We start from the raw sequence: 18170 nt of genomic DNA on the forward strand, positions 1-18170 counted from the left end.
GGGGAACTTGGAATCGTCAATTGGATACCCTCAAGCCACCACAAAGCCCGCCGCTTGCTCCGGCGTGAGCTCGATGAACTGCCAGGGCAGGCCATACACATTCAGGTCCGCCATGAATGAGTCCGGATCGTACTGCTCCATGTTCCAGACGCCGGGCTTGCGCCACTTGCCTTCCAGCATCTGCTTCGCGCCGATCATCGCCGGCACGCCGGTGGTGTAGGAGATCGCCTGGCTACCGACTTCGCGGAAGCACTCCTCATGGTCGCAGATGTTGTAGACGTAGATCGCCTTGGCCTTTCCGTCCTTCACGCCGGTGATGACGTTGCCGATGCAGGTCTTGCCCTTGGTCGTCTGGCCGAGCTCGCCGGGATCGGGCAGCACCGCCTTCAGGAATTGCAGCGGGATGATCTCCACGCCCTGATAGACCACCGGATCAATCCGGGTCATGCCGACGTTCTGCAGCACTTCGAGGTGCTTCAGGTAGTTCGGCGAGAAGCTCATCCAGAACTGCGCGCGCTTGATCGTGGGAATGTGCTTCACCAGCGACTCCAGCTCCTCGTGATACATCCGGTAGATCTCGTACGTGCCCACGCCTTGCGGACAAGTGAAAGCCTGGTGCTTCGACATCGGCGCAGTCTCGACGAACTTGCCGTCCTCCCAATGGCGGCATTCGGCCGTCACCTCGCGGATGTTGATCTCCGGGTTGAAGTTGGTCGCGAAGGCCTTGCCGTGGTTGCCACCATTCACGTCGATAATGTCCAGGGTGTGGATCTCGTCGAAGTGGTGCTTCAGCGCCCAAGCGGTGAAAACATTCGTCACGCCCGGGTCGAAGCCGGAACCGAGCAAGGCCGAGCGGCCCGCGGCCTGCCACTGCTCCTGCAGTTCCCACTGCCAGGAGTACTCGAACTTGGCGACGTCCTTCGGCTCGTAGTTTGCCGTATCCAGGTAATCCACCCCGGCCAGGATGCAGGCCTCCATGATCGTGAGGTCCTGGTAGGGGAGGGCGACGTTGATGACCAGGGTCGCCCCGGTCAGGCGGATCAGGTCGGCGGTCTGGACCGGATCATCCGCATCCACATGGGCGGTCGCAATCTCCCGGCCGGTGCGCTTCTTCACCTCCGCGGCGATCGCGTCACACTTCGACTTGGTGCGCGAGGCGAGGGTGATTTCACCGAAAACCTCGGGAACCATGGCGCATTTGTGGGCGACAACGCTGCCGACGCCCCCGGCGCCGATAAGAAGGACCTTGTTCATGGGAATGTTGCCCGAAGGGGTGGGGGAAAGGGGCCCCCCTTGCAAGGATTTCCACCCCCTTTCACCGGAACGTCACCTCCCCCGAAAATGGGTTTTCCCGAGCATCGGCGCGGTTTTCCTCCGCCTCCTCCCCCTCACCCCGTGAAATCCCCCGAAACTACCCCAGATTTTCCAGACAACTTTTGGTTCCCGCGGTGTTTTCTCCCGCGTAGTCCTTTTCCCAGCAACCGCAAGACCACCCAATGAAATACCAAAGAACTATCCGCAAGCGCCTCGCTGCGGGTTTCACGCTGCTTGAAATGGTCATCGTCCTCGGGATCATCGCCGTCCTCCTCGGGGGATCGATCGCGCTGATCGGCGGTATCGGTGATGGCGCTAAGCTCCAGCGTGTTACGGCTGACTTCAACTCGATTGGAGCCTCTCTGAAGACCTACAAGATCAATGCCGGGAACTATCCGACCACTCAGCAAGGCCTTCAGGGCCTGATCACGCGGCCATCGAGCGCGCCGCAGCCGAAGAAGTGGATCCAAGTGCTCAAGAAACTTCCGCCCGACCCATGGGATCACGAATACGGCTACAAGTTCCCGGGCTCCAAGGACCCGAGCGAATTTGAGCTGATCAGCAAGGGCAAGGACGGCATCGAGGGCACCGCCGATGACATCAGCAGTCAGGACGAATAAGCATTTCCGGCGACGCTCGGGCGGTTTCACGCTGCTCGAGATCGTCTTGGTGCTCTTGGCCATCGCCGTCCTCGGCGGCGGGGCCGTCACCATGATGATCCTGTCCAGCGATGAGCGGAAGCTCGACGCCGCCACCGGTGAGGTCGAGCTGCTCGCCAAGCGCGCCCGCACCATCGCCGGCCTGCAGCAACGCCCCTATGCCCTCGAATTCTCCGGCAACAAGGTGACCCTGATGCCATTGGCAGAGGCCATCTTGGAGCCGGAACAGCGGGAAGCCGCTGCGGCGGCACTGGCGGCGGGAACGCAGATGGAGGGCAGCCGCTTCAACAGTGCCCACGCTTCGTGGGCCGCCGATGAAGATACCCAAATTTTCGTCCGCCGCTGGGCTAGCGATACCTTCGTTCCGATCAATGCAAAAAGCCGCCAGGTGTGGCGCTTTGATCCTGAGGGTTTCTGTGAGCCGCTGACGGTCCGCTATCAGGTTGGCAAGAGCTGGGCGGAGACCGAGTTTAATCCCCTGACCGCGGCGATCCGCGATCTCTCGAAAGAAGTTTACTGAAAACAGCCACCATGAGGATTACACGCCGATTGCCGTACCAGCGCTCGAGGGGCTTCCTGCTCCTGGAGGTGCTGTTGGCTCTCGCCGTGTTTGCGATCGCCGTTACCGGCTTCGTGATGGCCCTCAACCAGACCGCGGATTTGGCCACGGTCACCCAGCGCGAGCTGCGGATCACCCGCTTGCTGGAGAGTGCCTTGGCCAAGGCCATGTCCCAGCCTGTGCTGGAAGAAGGGACCACTTCGGAGGCAGTCGGCGAAATGGAGGCCCAAGGGATGGAGATCGAAACGACGGTCGAAATGATGCCGGAGATCGAGAACGAGGACGGCCAGATGCTGCAGGAGATGTATCGCATCGAAGTCGCCGCCCGCTGGTTCGAGAACGGCGTGTCCCAAGAGCAGACTGCGGAAACCTGGCGCTACTCGCGCCTCTACCAGCCATGAGGAAGGGAATTTCCAGAACCATCCGCCGCGCTGGCTTCACCTTGCTGGAGCTGGTGCTCGCCATGCTGCTGCTTGCGATGCTGATCGGGATGGTTTTCTACACCTTCTCCGCGAACATGCAACTGGGTAACACGATCGTGGAGAGCCAGAACGAGGAGAGCGAGCGCAACGCCTTCTTCGACCTGATGAAGAAGATGTTCGGGACCCTTCCCGGCAATACCCGGATGGAGCTGGTTTCGAAGGATGCCGGCCGCCAGTATCTTTCGGACCTGACCTTGCAGAACGTGCCGCTGACCTTCACCTGGGGTGGCACGGAGAAGGTCGCCAAGGCGGTCCAGCTTACCACGGTCCCGCGCCGCGATGGCTACCTCGCCATTGTCCTGCGCTATTATGAGGAGGAAATCCTCCAGGATAGCGACAACCAGCAGACGAATAGTGCTGACGTGAAGCCCTTCGCGGAGGTCGTGCTGCTGGAAGGCGTGCGCACCTTCGAATGGCAGGTGCTCGACGGCCGCACCATGGAGTGGGCCTACGATTGGGATCTCGTCGGCCGCCTGCCTCTACAGATGGAGCTGACTATCGCCTTCGGCGCGGAAGGCGAGTTCATGAAGCAGATTTTCTGGATCCCGCCGAAGCAGGATCCCGAGGTGATGATGCGCCAGTTGCAGCAGCAACAACAGGCCGGTGCCGGTGGCGTTGGCGGTGGCAATATCAATATCCCCGGCGGTCAGATCGGTGGTAACGGGCCTGGCGGCCGTGGCGGGGACGGTCCCGGCGGACGTGGGGGTGAAGGACGGCCACGAGGTGGCGCTGGCCCCGGAGGTGGTCCGGGTGGTGGCGGCGGTCCGGGCGGCGCTGGTGGCGGCCGTGGTGGAAATCGCGGCGGCGGCGGTGGTGGTGGTCGTACTGGTGGCGGTGGCCGTTAAGACGAGATCCTGCGATGAAATTTTTCGGTCAATCCAAACGCAAACACAACCAAGGCTCCGCGCTGATCGCGGTGCTCTGGCTGATCGCGATCCTCGCGATGGCGTCCATGGCGGCGATTCGCGTCGTCATGTTCGACGTCGACTTGGCGACCTCGCAGGTCCACGGCTTCCGTGCCCGTCAGCTTGCGGAGATGGGAATCGCGATTGCGTCCAATCCCGCCGTCAAGCGCACCGACCCCTTGCTGAAGCAGATCGACGAGGCCAGCGGTGAGGGCTTCGAGGCGAAACTGACCTCGGAAGGCGAGAAGTTCAATATCAACGCCCTCGTGCTCAAGCAGGACGAGGACTTCTTCAAATCCACCTTCATCAAGTGGGGTCTCACCCTGGACGAGGCCGAGGCAATGACCGACGCCTTGATTGACTGGGTCGATACCAATGACGAGGCTGGCCTGAACGGTGCGGAGTCCCAATGGTACCTTGATCAAGGTCGCCTCAACCAACCCTTCAACCGGCCCTTCTATAGCCTCGACGAGGTCCGGCTGGTCAAGGGCATGGACTACGTGGAGGCCCTCAAGCCGGATTGGCGGAATTGGTTCACCATCTGGAGCAGCGGCCAGCTCGATCTGAACGAGGCCTCTGCCGAGCTTATTGCCGCGGCCGCCGATATCCCGGTGGAGGAAGCCGCAGTGATTCCTGAGACCGTGCGCGGCCCAGACGGCATCCGGGATACCGATGACGATGCTCCTTTCCAACAGGTCGAGCAGGCCCTTACGCTTTTGGGCGTCGACGCAACCATGAGTCCCCAAGTCGCAGGCCGTTTCACCGTCAACGATGCGACACAACGCATCGAAAGTATCGGCACCGTCAATGGTGCCAAACGGAAGATTACGGTCATCGTGCGCAACCGTACGGGTAGACCGGCGGTTTTGGATCGAACCGAGGAGGTAATGCCTTGAGCAAACAACAAGAAACCACACTGCTCGTCCCCGGTGCCCGGGGTTGGGAGACATGGAAGCAATCCAGCGCTGGCGGCTTTGTCCTCCAGTCTGCGGATGGCCCCGCACGCGCCTCGGATTTGTCCGGCTTGCCTAGCGGCAACTTGGCGATGCTGTTCCCGGTGCGCGGGATGCATGCCCTGCCTTTCAAGGCGTCGAGCACCGATGAATCGCTTTTCGAGGACCTCGCCGCCATGCACGCGGAGCGGCTCGGCGTACGCGCCGACCCGATGGCCGGGCAGCTGAGCGATACCTTCCTGATCACCAAGGATGAGGAAAATGCCACGCTGCTCTGCGTGGTCCTCAAGTCGCCGGGTGACGGTGACCTGCCGCCGCGCAGCCCGAAGGAATTCGACATCTCGCCGCGGGCCTTCGCTCCGGTGGGAGAGGCGATCGCCACTTGGGTGGAGTTCGGGCGCTGGGTCTTCGCCTTCTACCGGAATGGCAAGCTGCTCTACTCGCAGGCCACTTCCAGCAGCGGTCCCGCGCCGGATGCCGGCTGCCTCCGTGAAATTCAACTGGCGCTCGGTCAGCTCTCGATCCAAGGTCTGCAGCTCAAGCCGGAAGTCGTCTATGTCTGGTCGCCGGAAGGCGATGCCGGCTCCGCCGGTAGCCTGGAGCGCGGTCTGGGCCTTGCCGCCCGGGTGATGCCTCGCCCGGAGCCCCAGCTTCCCGACCCGCGCAGCAAGCTGTTGCCGGCAGACGTCCGTGCCGCCCGGCGCGCCCAAGTCGCCCGCCAGCAGAAGATCGCCGCCATCGCCGCGGTGGTCGTCGCCTACCTCGGCGTGGCCGGTTACTTCGGCTACGGGGTCTGGCGCGACAAGCAGTCTATCAAGCAGGCCAAGGCCACTGCGGCCGAGATCCTTTCCGACGCCGACAATGCCCAGATGGAGCAGCACAAGTTGGAGTGGGAAGAGCTTCAGCCAGTGGTGAATAACAACCGTGCCCCGGTGGAAATCATGTCCAGGGTCGCCAAGGCGATCCCGCCCAACTCCGGCCTGCGCCTGAAGACCGCCGAAATCAACATCGGCGAAATCAAGCTGGTGGGAGAGGCTCCCCAGGCGGCTCCAGTCCAGACCTTCAGCCGCAATTTGGAGAAATCCGCCGGCCTGGCGGAATACAAGTGGGATGCCCCGCCGCCCCAGAATGACGCCAAGGGCTGGAACTTCGTCTTCACTGGCAGCCTGCCTAAATAATGGCTTACCGACAAATTTTCCGCCAGGTGGCATTCCTTATCCGACTTCACGATTCATGAGCGACCGCGAAAAGAAACTGGTTTTGGTCTTCGGCCTCGCGGCCTTCTTCCTGATCAACCTGTTCGGCATCTCCCGCTTCCGCAGCTTCCGGGACGAAGTGAAGAGGGACTTGGAGACCGCCAAGAAGTCCATCGACACCGCCGAGGAGAACCGTGCGGCCTACGATGGACGCGTTGATGAGCTCAATTGGCTCAGCGAGCACCGGCCGGAGGGCAAGGACCGCCAGACGGTTGAGACCGAGCTGGTGGGGTATACCGAGAGCCAGGCCACTGCCGCGCAGTTGACGATCAAGCGCCGCAAGATCCAGCCTTCCGTCGAGACTGGCATTTTCCACCGCGCACGCGTCGAATTCGTCGTCAATGGCACCGAGACCGCCCTCTACCGCTGGCTCGACCGCCTGCAGATGCCGGAGCAGTTCCGCGCCATCACTTTCATGCGCCTCTCGCCGGATGCGAAGGACGACACCTTGATCGACTGCACCATCAATGTGGAGCAGTGGTTCATCCCTCAGACTGCCGAGACCGAGAGTCCGGAAGGCGAGGCCGAGGGAACCCCCAGCGAATAATTCCCAAGCTACTCTTTGCAGACATGAGAACGACCTCAATCGCGTCACTCGCATTGCTTCTCGCTGCCGGCGTGTCTTTTGCCGACGCGCCGAAGAAGGTTCCGAATGGCAACTACGCCCATCTCTGGAACAACTCGCCGTTTACCTCGAAGCCACCGCCGCCGGAAAAAGGCCCGGAGATCAGCGCCTTCGATGATTGGGCGCTGAGCGGAGTTTCCGAAGTCGCGGGCGGCTACATGATCAGCCTCCAGCACAAGAAGAACCAAGGTGAGACCCAGGTCATCAAGCCGAGCGGCACCTTGAAGTACTTCCCCGACCACATGGAGGCGCTCGCGCCCGGAGCTGCCGGTGCCTTCAAGGTGGACAAGGTCGATTTCGACAATACCAGTTGGATGAAGACCGTGGTGCATCTCACGGCTGGTGGCCGCAGCGGCACGGTGAAGTTCGACGAGAAGTCGGTGATCCCGAAGGCCAGCGCACCAGCCCAGCGACAGGGGCAACCGGGACAGCCGGGGCAGCCATTGCAGCCTGGACAAATGCCGAACAACGGCAACCCGAACGGCCAAGTCGCTCCCGCAGCACCGGCTGCCGCGCCCGGCGGCGCGCAACCGGCCGTGCGGCCGCCTCGCCCACGCGGAACCGGTGGCCGCTAAATCCTGACCGACTGACCGACCCACTGCCGTGAACGTCTCTCCGCACATCATTCTGGCCTGCCTGCTGGCGGGTGGCAGCGCGCTTGCCGCGGTGCCGTCCTCCCGCACTGGTTCGCGGGACTATCCCTATGCTCCGGACAAATCGCCCTTCACCTCGCCGGCAAAGGCGGTGGTGGAGGCCCCTGTGCCGCTGCTGGCGGACTGGTCTCTAGCTGGTGTCGCTGAAGTGCAAGACGGCTATCTCATCACGCTCAGCCACCGCCAGAAGACCGGCGAGCGCATGACTCTCCGCTCCGCGGGGCAGGGGACCTTCAAGGTGGATCGCGTGGATTTCGGCAAGGACTGGCGCGAGACCGTGGTTCACATCTCTTCCGGTGGTCTCAGCACAGCTCTGCGCTTCGACCCCGCGGCCATGGTTCCGGCCAGCAAAGCTGCCGCCACTGCACCTGTTCCCGCAAACTCTCTGAAAACCCCGGCCCCGGCCGGTAGCATCGCACCCAAGGCTCCCGCCACGCACCCGCACTGACCGACCGACTCCCGACCGCTCTTTTTTTCCCATGTTGCCCAAACCGCACTTCCTTTTGGCCGGATGGCTCCTCGCCGGCGTGGCGCTTGCCCAGAACCCCGCCGTTCCACCGCCACCAGGTGGGAATAATCCCGCTGCACCGCCGGTGCGCCCACCAGCCGATGGACCGCTGAAGCCAGCACCCGACCCGAACACGGTCGTGCAGGGCGGCTACATCCATCCGACGATCGATGGCCAGGTGCTTGCCGAGCTCTACACCGAGATGACCGGCCGCCGGGTGACCGTCAGCAATGCTGCGATCGCCGCGCAGTTCCGCTTCGTGCAACAGGGGCCGATCACCTATGGAGAGGCTACCAAGCTGCTCAAGGATGCCGCGCTGCTCGAAGGTTTCGTTTTCGTGCCCTCCGGTGAGAACCACGACCGCTTGGTCTTCTCCCAGAATGCGCCGGGTCCGCAGAGCCTTGGTGGTGTGCCGACGATCACTGATCCGGCCGAGCTTCCCGAGGGCGAGCAACTCGTCACCTATGTGATGGCGCTCAAATACATCAAGCCGGCAGAGATGGAGCGCACGCTGACTGCTGTGGTCCGCCAGTTCGGCAGCTACGGTTCGATCTCCTCGGTGCCGAACGCTTCGTCGATCGTCATCACGGAAAGCTCCGCGCTGATCCGCCGCTTGCTCGAGCTCCAGAAGGAGATCGACGTGCCTTCGCAGCAGGTCGCAACCCGCTTCATCAAGGTCCAGTACGCGGATGTCCAGGAGCTCTCCGAGACCCTGAACGAAATCCTCAATACCCAGCAGCAGTCACAGAATACCGCTCGCCCGCAGCGCGTGCAGGGTGGGGCTCCGCAGGGCGGTGCCCCCAATACCGCCGCGGTGGTCGCTCCAGGAACAGGTGGTGCTGACGGCGGCGGTGCCGGTGAAGAGGTTCCGATCCAGATCGTGCCGGCGAGCCGGACCAACGAGATCTTCGCGATGGGCCGTCCAATCGACATCGTTTTTGTGGAGACCCTGGTGCGAGGCTTCGACTCGCCGACCGACCAGAAGAATTTCCTGCGTCGTAAGCTGAAGTTCCTGGCCGTGGCCGACTTCCTGCCGGTGGCAGAGCAGGCGCTGCAGCGCGCCTTCAGCGGCAATACCCAAGGCGGTGCGGCTGGTGGCCAAGGTGGTGCGGCTGGCGGTCAAGGCGGCGGTCGAAGCGGTGCCAACTTCGGCGGCGGTGGTGGCGGCGGCAACAACCGCACCAGCGGCACCGGCAGCTCCCGCACCTCGGCGGGTGGCAGCTCGGGCAGCGGCAGCTCCTTCGGCGGCGGTAGCAGCGGCAGTTCCTTCGGCGGCGGTGGTAGCAACGGCGGCGGTGGCTCCGGTGTCACTGGTGGCGGCAATCTCGGCCAGCCCCAGGTCAACAGCGCTCCTCAATCCCTGCTGGTCGGCCGCACCCTGCTGGTGGCCGATAATATCACCAACTCGGTCGTGATCCAAGGCCCGCCGGCGAGCCTCGAAATCGTCAGCAAGCTGCTCGACGAAATCGACGTGAAGGCAGAGCAGGTGATGATTTCCTGCGTCTTCGGCCAGCTCTCGCTCGGCAAGGACCTGAACTACGGTATCGACTACCTCCGCACCGTGGAGACCCGCGGTGATAACGCGATCGGCGGTCGTGGTGGTAGCGGCGCCGGACCGATCGTCCCGCTCGATGGCAGCGCCTTCGATCCGGGTGACTTGGCCGCCACGGCTGGCTTGGGTATCTACGGCAAGATCGGCCCGCACATGAACCTCTACCTGGAAGCCCTCCAGTCCTCGGACAAGTTCAACGTGATCTCCCGGCCGACGGTCTTCATGGCGAACAACCAGAAGGGCACGATCTCCAGCGGTCAGCGCATCGCGGTCCCGACCAATAGCTTCAACAGCGGCACCACCGGCCAAAGCACGAACATCGAATACCGCGATGTGGTGCTCACCCTGGAAGTCATCCCACTGGTGAACTCCGCGGATGAGGTGACCCTCCAGATCTACCTGCTGAACGACGAAGTGCTCGGCACCCAGACGATCGAAGGCGTCGGCGAAGTCCCGAACATCGCCACCCGCCAGCTGGTCACCACCGTCACTGTGCCGAACAATGACACGATCGTGCTCGGCGGCCTGATCACCACCCGTGATCGCAAGACCCGCTCGGGGATTCCGATCCTCAGCTCGATCCCATGGATCGGCGGCCTCTTCGGCACCACCACCAACGGCGAGGATCGCGAGGAACTCCTGATCTTCATCCAACCGAAGATCATCAACGACACCGCCAGCCTCTACGATGCCCAGGTGGACGTGGATGCCCGCTACAAGATCGATGACAACAACCGAGCCTTCATCGACGGTCCTGGCGTCCTGCCCAGCAAGCAGACCGTGGTAGAGTCCGCCAAGGGCGGCAAGGGTGGGACACCGCCGCCCCGCGTGGTGGAAGCCACCGTCACGGAGGAGAGCAAGGCCGAGGCCAAGGAGGCTCCCCGCGCGACCACCAAGAAGAAGGGCTTCGTGAAGAATCGCTAAACACTGCGTATATACATCGCATGGCTTATTGGCGCCGCCGGATATCCTCCGTGCGGCGCTTCCCTTTACTAAAGGCCCGGGCGGTGTAAGAATCCGCTTGGCGAGGGCGGAACTTTTGATTCCGGTACTTGCCAAGGCCCTTGTCCGAGATTCATTTTGTCCCGCCGGGACGCGGAATTTCCGGCCCCTGCTCACAAAAACCATCCAATTTCGCAAATGCCCGAGATTACAGAAGCGGAACTCGCACCGAACGTGAAGGCGCTGTGGCTGAAGGCCCTCAGTGCCGTTCAGACCAACAACCACGGCTACGCCGTCAAACTGCTCCTGCCGGTGCTCAAGGATGCACCGGCCTTCCTTGACGGCCGCAAGGTGCTGCGCAAATGCGAAAGCATCGTCACCGGCGGTCCCAAGAAGGCGTCGACCGTCTTCGGAATCAAGACCGGCGGTGGCAGCGGGAAATTCTCCAGCGCGATCAAGAAAGATCCCGCCGCGGCCGTGAACCTGATTGAGGTCGAGTTGGAAAAGGATCCCTACAATACCGATCTCAATGAGCAATTGTTCGAGGCCTTCAATGCCCTCGGACTGTCTGAGAGCGCAGCTTTCGCCTTGGAGACGATCCGCCAGGGTCATCCGGAGAATCAGAAGCTGATGCACAAGCTCGCGGAGTACTACAATACCCGTGAACTCCCGGCGAAGGCCGCTGAGGTCTACCGCGACATCATCAAGCACCACCCGACCGACTCCGTCGCAATCAAGGGCGACAAGGACTGCACCGCCCGCGCCTCGATGCAAAAGGGCGGCTGGAGCGAGGGTGCCAACATGAAGGACCTCCTCAAGAACAAGAACGAGGCTGCCGAACTCGACGCCGCCGGCAAGTCGGGCCTGACCAAGGACCAGTTGGAAGACCGCCGCGATCGCCTCATCCAGAAATACAACGAGGACCCGAATCAGCTTCCCGTGGTCAAGGATCTCGCCGGTATCTTCGAGCAGCTCGAAGACTGGGACAACGCTTTCACCTTCTACTCGTGGGGCTTCCAGCTCAGCAATGGTGACGTGGCCCTGCAGACCAAGGCCGGCCACATGAAGGACAAGGTCGCGGACGCGAACATGAAGGCTCTCGAGGAGCGCGCGAAGTCGCACCCCGATGATCCGGAAGTGCAGGCAATGCTCGCCGAGCGCCGCACCGCCCGCATCGCGGAAGCGGTGGAGGAAGCCAAGCGCCGCGTGGAGATCAACCCAACCGACCCGATCTCCCGCTACGAGCTTGGCCAGGCATTCTTCAACGCCGGCGACTACAGCTCCGCAATCCCGCATCTCCAGCAGGCCAAGCGCAACCCGCACATCCAGTCCAAGGTGCTGCTCCTGCTCGGCCGGACCTTCAAGGCCAAGGGCATGTTCGACATGGCCGCCAAGCAGCTCTCCGACGCGCTCGGTGACATGGTCGCCATGGACAACACCAAGAAGGAAGTCCTCTACGAAAAGGGCCTCATCCACCAGGAGATGGGCGACAAGGACGGCGCGCTCGATGCCTTCAAGCAGATCTACGAAGTGGACTACGGCTACCGCGACGTGGCCCAGCGCGTGGAAGCTTCCTATGCCTGAGGCGGGCTCACAGCTTTGCGATTTGATTCAGGGCGCGGGGATTTACCTCGCGCCCTTTCTCTTCCTTCATGGGTCATATAGGACCGATATGACTTATATGGCGCTGACCTGTTCCCGGCAATCCACCGCAAGCGGGGGATCATGCGGGCTCCATGCGGAAGGGGCGGCAGCCGTGCACTGCCGCCCCTCGCTTGGGCTTAGACTCCGGGGAGATTTGCGGCCTCCGCTTACTTCGCCTCGTAGCGGAAGGGATCGGAATACTTCGGATCCTTGGTCAGGGTCGTATCGGTCAAGGTCTTGAGGAAGGCGACCAAGGCATCCTTCTGATTCTGTGTGAGATTCAGACGGCGCGGTCCCGGCGGCGGGGATCCCGGAGGGCCGGGAGGCAGGCGCAGTTGCGGCGAGAGGTTCGGATGATTGGTCACCCCGCTGTTATAGAACTCCACCACCTGCTCCAGCGTCGCGAAGCGGCCATCGTGCATGTAAGGAGCGGTCAGCTCGATGTTGCGCAGTGATGGCACCTTGAAGAAGCCATTGTCCGCGGTGCTGCCGCTGATGCCGCCGAGGCCGAGATCCACGGAGGGATTCTCGATGCCGTTGTTGAAGATGGCGTTGCCGGGCACGAAGTTATCGCTGCCGTGGCAAGCGGCGCAGCCACCCACTGGACCTTGGAAGATCGCGCGGCCTTGGTTCTCCTGCGCGGTGAAGTTCGTGAAGTTCTGCGCGACTCCTTGGTCATACTTCGAGTTCCCGCTCACGATCGAGCGGACGAATTGGGCCAGCGCGCGGGCGATCCGGGTGCTATTGACCTCCGGCGTGCCGAAGGCCGTGGTGAAGAGTTCCGCGTAGTAGGGCTCCACGCTCACCCGCGTCACCACGTCATCCAGAGTCATGCCCATTTCCACCGCATTCTGGATCGGCTGTAGGACTTGCGCTTCCAGAGTCGCCGCACGTTCATCCCAGAAATAGTTTTGGCGCAGGTAGTAGCGGTTGTTGGTCAGGCCCATCGAGTTCCGGCCGGTGAGGCCGCCATTGAAGCCCACGCTGAATCGCCGTGAATCCGAGAAGCCGTGCTCTGCCTGGTGGCAAGACGAGCAAGAGATGGTCTGATTGGCAGACAGGCGCTTGTCGTAGAATAGCACGCGACCCAGTGCCGCCCCCGCATTGGTGGTCGGATTGCTCAGCGGTGTGTTGTCCTGACCACGGATCTGCGGCGTGAGCAGGTGCGCCGGCAGGGTAGGGTTGGCGTAGTTGAAGGCGGTGGGCGGCAGGATGAGGGCATCTGCGGCGGCCGAGGACACGCTCTCCGCGAGATCCGGGTTCAATCGGTAGAAACGCTGCGGACCCTCCTGGATCAGCAGGATCTGCAAGGAGCCATTAAAGACCCGGTGGGTTTTCACATTGGTCCAGGTGCCGAGATCGCTGCTCGTCTGCAGCATCCATGCGTGGTTGCCGGGATCGCTGACATCGAGCACGAAGCCGCTCTCCGCGCGGCTGAACTGCACGCTGCTATTCGTCACCGGCACTTGGACAGCCACTTGGGCCAGGGCGGGAAGTGTGAGAACCGGGAGCAAGAGGATCGTTTTCACGATTCCACCGAAGCCCCGTCAACCGCCTGAGTGCGAGGAACTTTACCTTTCCTTCACGTCCAGCGCCCGGGTTTTACCTTAAGCTCACGTGAAGACCCTCACTCCGCTTGGTAGCGGAAGGGATCGGAGAACTTTTCGTCCGTGGTCACACTGGTGTCCGTGAGGGTCTTCATGAATGCCACCAAGCCGTCCTTCTCCGCTTGGGTAAGATTCATACCTCCCCGGGTCTTCTCGAAGAAAGGCAGCGGGAAGCCGAGGCCGTCCACAAACTCGACGCCCGAGTTATAAAACTCCACCACTTCCTCAAGGGTCTTGAAGCGACCGTCGTGCATATAGGGGGCGGTCAGTTCCACATTGCGCAGCGTGGTCACCTTGAAGCGGCCATCGTCAAACGTCAGCCCGGTGACCCCGCCGACCCCTTTGTCGACGATTGGAAGCTCCAGCCCGTTTTTACTGGGAGCTATCGTTGTGAAGTTCACGTTTGAATGACAAGTACTGCAGCGATTGCTGAAGACCTCGCGGCCCAGCAACTCCTGCGGCGTGAAATTCGCGAAGTTGGTTTCCTGGGCGATATCGAGCTTCGTGTTGGCGGACGAAATCGAGCGGATGAACTGGGCCAGCGCACGCGAAATCCGGGTGCTGTTGATCTCCGCGGTACCGAAGGCCGCAGTGAAGAGCTCGGCATAAAAGGGCTCTGCCGAGAGGCGCTCCACAACGATGGGCAGTGTTGTCCCCATCTCAATGGGATCCTGGATCGGCATGAGCACTTGGACCTCCAGACTCGCGGCGCGCTCATCCCACAAGTACTTCCCGCCGAGGTGGTATCTTGTATTGGTGAGTCCCATCGAATTGCGGTGGGTCTTTTCGCCGGCAAAGCCGACACTTAAGGGCCGGGTATCCGCGAAGCCGTGCTCGGCCTGATGGCAGGAGGCACATGAGGTGCTTTGATTCGCGGAGAGCCGCTTGTCGTAGAATAGCACCCTGCCCAAGGTGGCTCCCGTGTTGGTCACCACGTTGTCAGCCGGTTGGTTGTCCAAGGCCCCGACTTGGCTTGCGAACACCGGGGGAAATACTGGATTCGCGTAGTTGAAAGGCGTGGCTGGCAGCCGCAATGCCCGTGCGGCGCTGGATGGCAGGGGCTGCGCGAGCTCCGGGTTCAAGCGGTAGAATTGCTTCCGGTCGGCACCGGCGGCCGGAACCCGTAGCACGCCGTTGAAGACGCGATGGGTCGGTCCATCCGCCCATGCCTTGAGGTCGCTGCTGCTTTGGAGCATCCAGGCACGGTTACCCGGATCCTTGATCTCAAGGAAGTGGCTATCGCCTGCCACCGATAACAGCAATCCGGGTTTCTCCGCTAGGAGTGCCGGAGACGTTTGCCCGGCGGCCGACATGACGCAGATGGCAAGGAGGAGATATGCCTTCATGGGAGCGGGGGATAGCGTGGCCTTACATTAGATGCTCCGGGATTCCAGAGTCGAGTGAAGACCCTCGCCGCAGGGGATGGGGGAACTGTTGCTTTCCCGGGATATCTTCGACGCGGGCCAAGCGGGCCAGAGAAGGTGGCTATTAAAAGCGCCCCTTCAGCACTCAATCATCCATATTCGACCTCCACTCACTCAGTCCTCTCCACTGCCGCCTGTGCCGGATCAGCCGCTTCCAGGAAGAACTGGCAGAGATCCGCATACAGGGCGTGGGAACCCTTCGAGAGCACGTGGTTGTGGTCCGCGCCTTCCACCACCCGGAACTGTTTCTTGCTGGCCGGGATGGCGGCGAAGATTTCCCGCGCTTGATCGATCCCGATGTAGGGATCTTGGTCACCGTGGGCGATGAAGGTCGGTAGGCTCAGCTTCGCAGCGGCCTCCACCGGCCGAACATTGGCCGGCCAGAAGCCGGCCCGCAGCCTGGTGCCACAGCTCACGCTGAGCGCGGCGAGCGGGCAGCAGAAATGCAGGCAGTTGGGCGTCATCTCCTCGGTCGAGCGTAGCACCGGCCGGTCGAGCGAGCTGAAGGTGGCGATGCTGGCGACGCCCTGCCACTTGCCGGGATTGCGGGCTGCGGTCTGGAGTGCGATGGCCCCGCCTTGGGAGACGCCGAACAGGAAGGCGGGCGCTGGCATGAAGGCGAAGCGCGAGGACGCCTCATCAAAAAGCTTTTCCACCAGCGCTGCCTCGCGGACCCCGAAGGTGCTGCAGAGAGCGGGGTGATCACCTTGGCCCGGCAGATCGATCAGGATGCAGCGGAAGCCCGCGGCGCAGAAGCGCTCGCAGATCGGCAGGTGATCCTCCTTCCGGCCGCCGTGGCCGTAGAGCAGGACCACGGTCCCAGTCTGTTCGCCCCAGATTGGTATCGCGACGCCGCGCTTTTCGAGCTCGGCGCGCAGGATCCGTGATTTTTCGGCCTTGCCGGGTTGCTGGGACGGGGTGACCAGCAGGCAGGGCGTCTGGCCGATTCCGGTGTAGGACTCGATCTTCAGCCCATAGGCATCCGGCTGGGCGAGGATCTCGCGGTGGTAGTCCTGCAAGGCGCGCCGCGGCGGCGAAACCATGTGCTCGGACCCAAACCAGCCGACCACCGCGAAGAGGATCAGAAGCAGGATTAGGGCAACCGCGGCGGAGCGCAGGGCGATGCGGCGGAAGCGCTTCATGCAGGGCGACGGGGCGGATACGACACTGGCTGGCGCAATTTCGCAAGATCGCGTTTGCCACAGAGGCCTGCTGAGTCTAGGGAGGGCGCATGACTCTGCTTGCCGAGAAATCATCCGTGATGGAGAAGACCCGCGAACTCTGCGCCGCGATCGCCGCGGACGAGCATTTCGCCCAACTCCAGAAGGACGTGGAGCGCTTCTTGGAGGACGATGCCGCCCGCCTGATGTACCAGACCGTGCACCAGCGCGGCGAGGAACTGCACCACAAGCAGCACTCCGGCGTGAAGCTGTCCCCGACGGAGATCCGCGAATTCGAAGCCGCCCGCGACGAACTGATGAACAACGAGGTCGCCAGCGCCTTCCTCGACGCCCAGGACGAACTGGAGAACCTCCAGAAGACGATCGGCAAATACGTCAACATGACCCTCGAACTCGGCCACGTGCCGACCGACAAGGAAATCGCTGAATCCCAAAAGGGCGGTAGCTGCGGCAGCGGCTGCGGTTGCCACTGAGCGGCTCTAACGAGCTCCAAATTTCAAAACGAAAGCCCCGGTCGCGAGACCGGGGCTTTCTGTTTGGAAGAGATTCCGGCTAGACGAGGCTCACTGTTGCCGGGGCCGGTTGAACCGTTGCACGATCTGCGGTGGCAGGATCTGGGCGTTCTGGTTCATCCATTGGCGGGCGGCGGGCTCGTCTTGGCGCATCCACTGGCCGAGGTTTTGCCAGTAGTAGCGGTTCTTGGCGTCGTTGTTGCTGAGGTTCGCGACGAACTCGAGTGAGGTCTGCGGATTCTTGCGGAAGCTTTCTTCGATGAAGACTTGGCGGGCGCCGTCGAGATCCGGGTTGTTGCCCAGACCGGCGAGCCACTTGCCCGCGGCGGCGGCATCTTCGCGAGCGTAGTTGCGGGCGATGCCCTCTGCGGCCTCGGTGCGGGTGTTTTCCGGCAGGCTCTCGACCCATGCCCGGGCGGCGGCCAGATCCTGGCGGGCCCAGCGGTCGGAGACGGTCTCGGAGACATCGCGGCGGAGGTCCACGTTGGTCATCGCGGTGTTCCACTCGGAGGCCTTGACCGGATCGAGGTTCGAAAGGTCGCGGGCCATCTGGCGCGAGGCGCGGCCCTGCATCTCCTCATCACCCATGCCGGCGATCCAGTCCTTGGCGTAGTCGAAGCCATACTGCATCACATAGGGCTGCATCGCATTGAGCGCCTGGTTGCGGGTCTCGCCCTCAAGCTGGCCGAGGAAATCGCGGGCCAGCTCGGGATCGGCAGCGGCGATGCCGCGGGTGGCGCCGAGCAGCCAGTTGTTCACGTTACCCTCGTCCGGGGCGGTGGAGGCCCAAGCGAAAGCTGCTTGCGGATCGTTCGCGGCCCAAGCGGCGACAGTCGTCTCGCGCTCCCAGTCCTCCGCACCCTTTTCCTGCAGGAAGCCGAGGGCGGAATGCGGGTCTTTCTCGGCCCACGCCTGGAGGATCAGCGATCGCTCGGAACCGCGCAGGTTAACGCCGGGCATGTTGCGGAATTCGTCATAGACCGCCCCGAATTGCTCTGGCGGCAGGCGGTCGAGGAAGGCCAGCAGCCGCTGGGTGCGGTCGAGCCGGCTGGTGGATTCGAAGATCGCCTTGAGATTGGTATCGATGGACTTGGCGGAGACCGTCCGGCCGTCCTTGTCCTTGCCCTTGGAATTCCCCGCGCCGAAGCGGCCGTCGCTGCCGCTGCGCTCGCTGCTGCGGGCATTGCCCGAGCCGGAGCCGTCCTTGGCGCTGGCACTTCCGGCTCCCGGCGCACTGATCCGGCCGATCATGACGCCAGCTCCCAAGGCCAAGGCAACTCCACCGGCAGTCAGCACCCACTGGGATTTCTTCGGATTCATGGCAGTTTAAACGGAACGAAAGACCGCGGTTTTTCGGGAAATTGTGCCCGGCCGCTTTTGTTTGAAGCACGAGG

General features: G+C 62.6%; 17 protein-coding genes. 12 read left to right on the forward strand and 5 right to left on the reverse strand.

Annotation, left to right across the window (positions count from 1 at the left end):
• Positions 1-30 precede the first annotated feature (30 nt).
• Positions 31-1254 (reverse strand): saccharopine dehydrogenase family protein, encoded by a 1224-nt coding sequence (locus BV071_RS29905; RefSeq protein WP_035615408.1) that lies wholly within the window; start codon positions 1252-1254, stop codon positions 31-33.
• A 242-nt stretch (positions 1255-1496) separates the two neighbouring features.
• On the opposite strand from BV071_RS29905, the gene gspG reads away from it, so the two are divergent.
• The 11 genes from gspG to BV071_RS29960 all read left to right on the forward strand — a co-directional run bounded on the left by gspG (position 1497) and on the right by BV071_RS29960 (position 11992).
• Positions 1497-1934 (forward strand): type II secretion system major pseudopilin GspG, encoded by a 438-nt coding sequence (gene gspG, locus BV071_RS29910; protein ID WP_035615410.1) that lies wholly within the window; start codon positions 1497-1499, stop codon positions 1932-1934.
• The gene (locus BV071_RS29915) at positions 1909-2493 is read left to right on the forward strand and encodes a hypothetical protein (RefSeq protein WP_265595072.1); all 585 of its coding nucleotides are present in this window, start codon (positions 1909-1911) and stop codon (positions 2491-2493) included. Before gspG ends, BV071_RS29915 begins: the two co-directional genes overlap by 26 nt.
• An 11-nt stretch (positions 2494-2504) precedes the next feature.
• Complete coding sequence (locus tag BV071_RS29920; RefSeq protein ID WP_265595073.1) at positions 2505-2933, forward strand: prepilin-type N-terminal cleavage/methylation domain-containing protein; 429 nt, start codon at positions 2505-2507, stop codon at positions 2931-2933.
• Positions 2930-3859 (forward strand): prepilin-type N-terminal cleavage/methylation domain-containing protein, encoded by a 930-nt coding sequence (locus BV071_RS35980; protein WP_052574061.1) that lies wholly within the window; start codon positions 2930-2932, stop codon positions 3857-3859. The genes BV071_RS29920 and BV071_RS35980 overlap by 4 nt, the downstream gene beginning before the upstream one ends.
• A 14-nt stretch (positions 3860-3873) precedes the next feature.
• Entirely contained in the window at positions 3874-4815 is a 942-nt protein-coding gene (locus BV071_RS29930) for a type II secretion system protein GspK (RefSeq protein ID WP_035615416.1), read from the forward strand.
• Positions 4812-6050 (forward strand): hypothetical protein, encoded by a 1239-nt coding sequence (locus tag BV071_RS29935; RefSeq protein ID WP_265595074.1) that lies wholly within the window; start codon positions 4812-4814, stop codon positions 6048-6050. Before BV071_RS29930 ends, BV071_RS29935 begins: the two co-directional genes overlap by 4 nt.
• Before the next feature lie 55 nt (positions 6051-6105).
• Complete coding sequence (locus BV071_RS29940) at positions 6106-6675, forward strand: hypothetical protein (RefSeq protein ID WP_035615420.1); 570 nt, start codon at positions 6106-6108, stop codon at positions 6673-6675.
• A gap of 23 nt (positions 6676-6698) precedes the next feature.
• On the forward strand, positions 6699-7328 hold the full coding sequence (locus BV071_RS29945; RefSeq protein ID WP_265595075.1) for a hypothetical protein: 630 nt from the start codon (positions 6699-6701) through the stop codon (positions 7326-7328).
• Positions 7329-7356: 28 nt separating this feature from the next.
• Positions 7357-7854, forward strand: coding sequence for a hypothetical protein (locus tag BV071_RS29950; RefSeq protein ID WP_035615424.1), 498 nt, complete (start codon positions 7357-7359; stop codon positions 7852-7854).
• Between the two features lie 31 nt (positions 7855-7885).
• The gene (locus BV071_RS29955) at positions 7886-10390 is read left to right on the forward strand and encodes a secretin N-terminal domain-containing protein (protein ID WP_035615425.1); all 2505 of its coding nucleotides are present in this window, start codon (positions 7886-7888) and stop codon (positions 10388-10390) included.
• A gap of 216 nt (positions 10391-10606) precedes the next feature.
• Positions 10607-11992 carry a tetratricopeptide repeat protein gene (locus BV071_RS29960; protein WP_035615427.1) on the forward strand — a complete coding sequence of 462 codons (1386 nt, stop codon included), beginning with the start codon at positions 10607-10609 and terminating at the stop codon, positions 11990-11992.
• A gap of 227 nt (positions 11993-12219) precedes the next feature.
• On the opposite strand, the gene BV071_RS29965 is transcribed toward BV071_RS29960, so the two are convergent.
• The 3 genes from BV071_RS29965 to BV071_RS29975 form a co-directional block, all read right to left on the reverse strand.
• Positions 12220-13581, reverse strand: a complete 1362-nt coding sequence (locus BV071_RS29965) for a cytochrome c peroxidase (protein WP_265595076.1) — start codon at positions 13579-13581, stop codon at positions 12220-12222.
• Positions 13582-13679: 98 nt separating this feature from the next.
• On the reverse strand, positions 13680-15005 hold the full coding sequence (locus BV071_RS29970; protein ID WP_265595077.1) for a cytochrome c peroxidase: 1326 nt from the start codon (positions 15003-15005) through the stop codon (positions 13680-13682).
• A gap of 188 nt (positions 15006-15193) precedes the next feature.
• Complete coding sequence (locus tag BV071_RS29975; RefSeq protein ID WP_035615430.1) at positions 15194-16225, reverse strand: alpha/beta fold hydrolase; 1032 nt, start codon at positions 16223-16225, stop codon at positions 15194-15196.
• A gap of 89 nt (positions 16226-16314) precedes the next feature.
• On the opposite strand from BV071_RS29975, the gene BV071_RS29980 reads away from it, so the two are divergent.
• Positions 16315-16737: a YlbF family regulator gene (locus tag BV071_RS29980; RefSeq protein ID WP_035615431.1), complete on the forward strand. Its 423-nt coding sequence runs from the start codon at positions 16315-16317 to the stop codon at positions 16735-16737.
• Between the two features lie 90 nt (positions 16738-16827).
• Here the strand turns inward: BV071_RS29980 and BV071_RS29985 are convergent, their stop codons facing one another.
• Positions 16828-18096, reverse strand: coding sequence for a hypothetical protein (locus tag BV071_RS29985; RefSeq protein WP_035615432.1), 1269 nt, complete (start codon positions 18094-18096; stop codon positions 16828-16830).
• Positions 18097-18170 lie beyond the last annotated feature (74 nt).

The organism is Haloferula sp. BvORR071, from assembly GCF_000739615.1.
GTDB lineage: Bacteria > Verrucomicrobiota > Verrucomicrobiia > Verrucomicrobiales > Akkermansiaceae > Haloferula.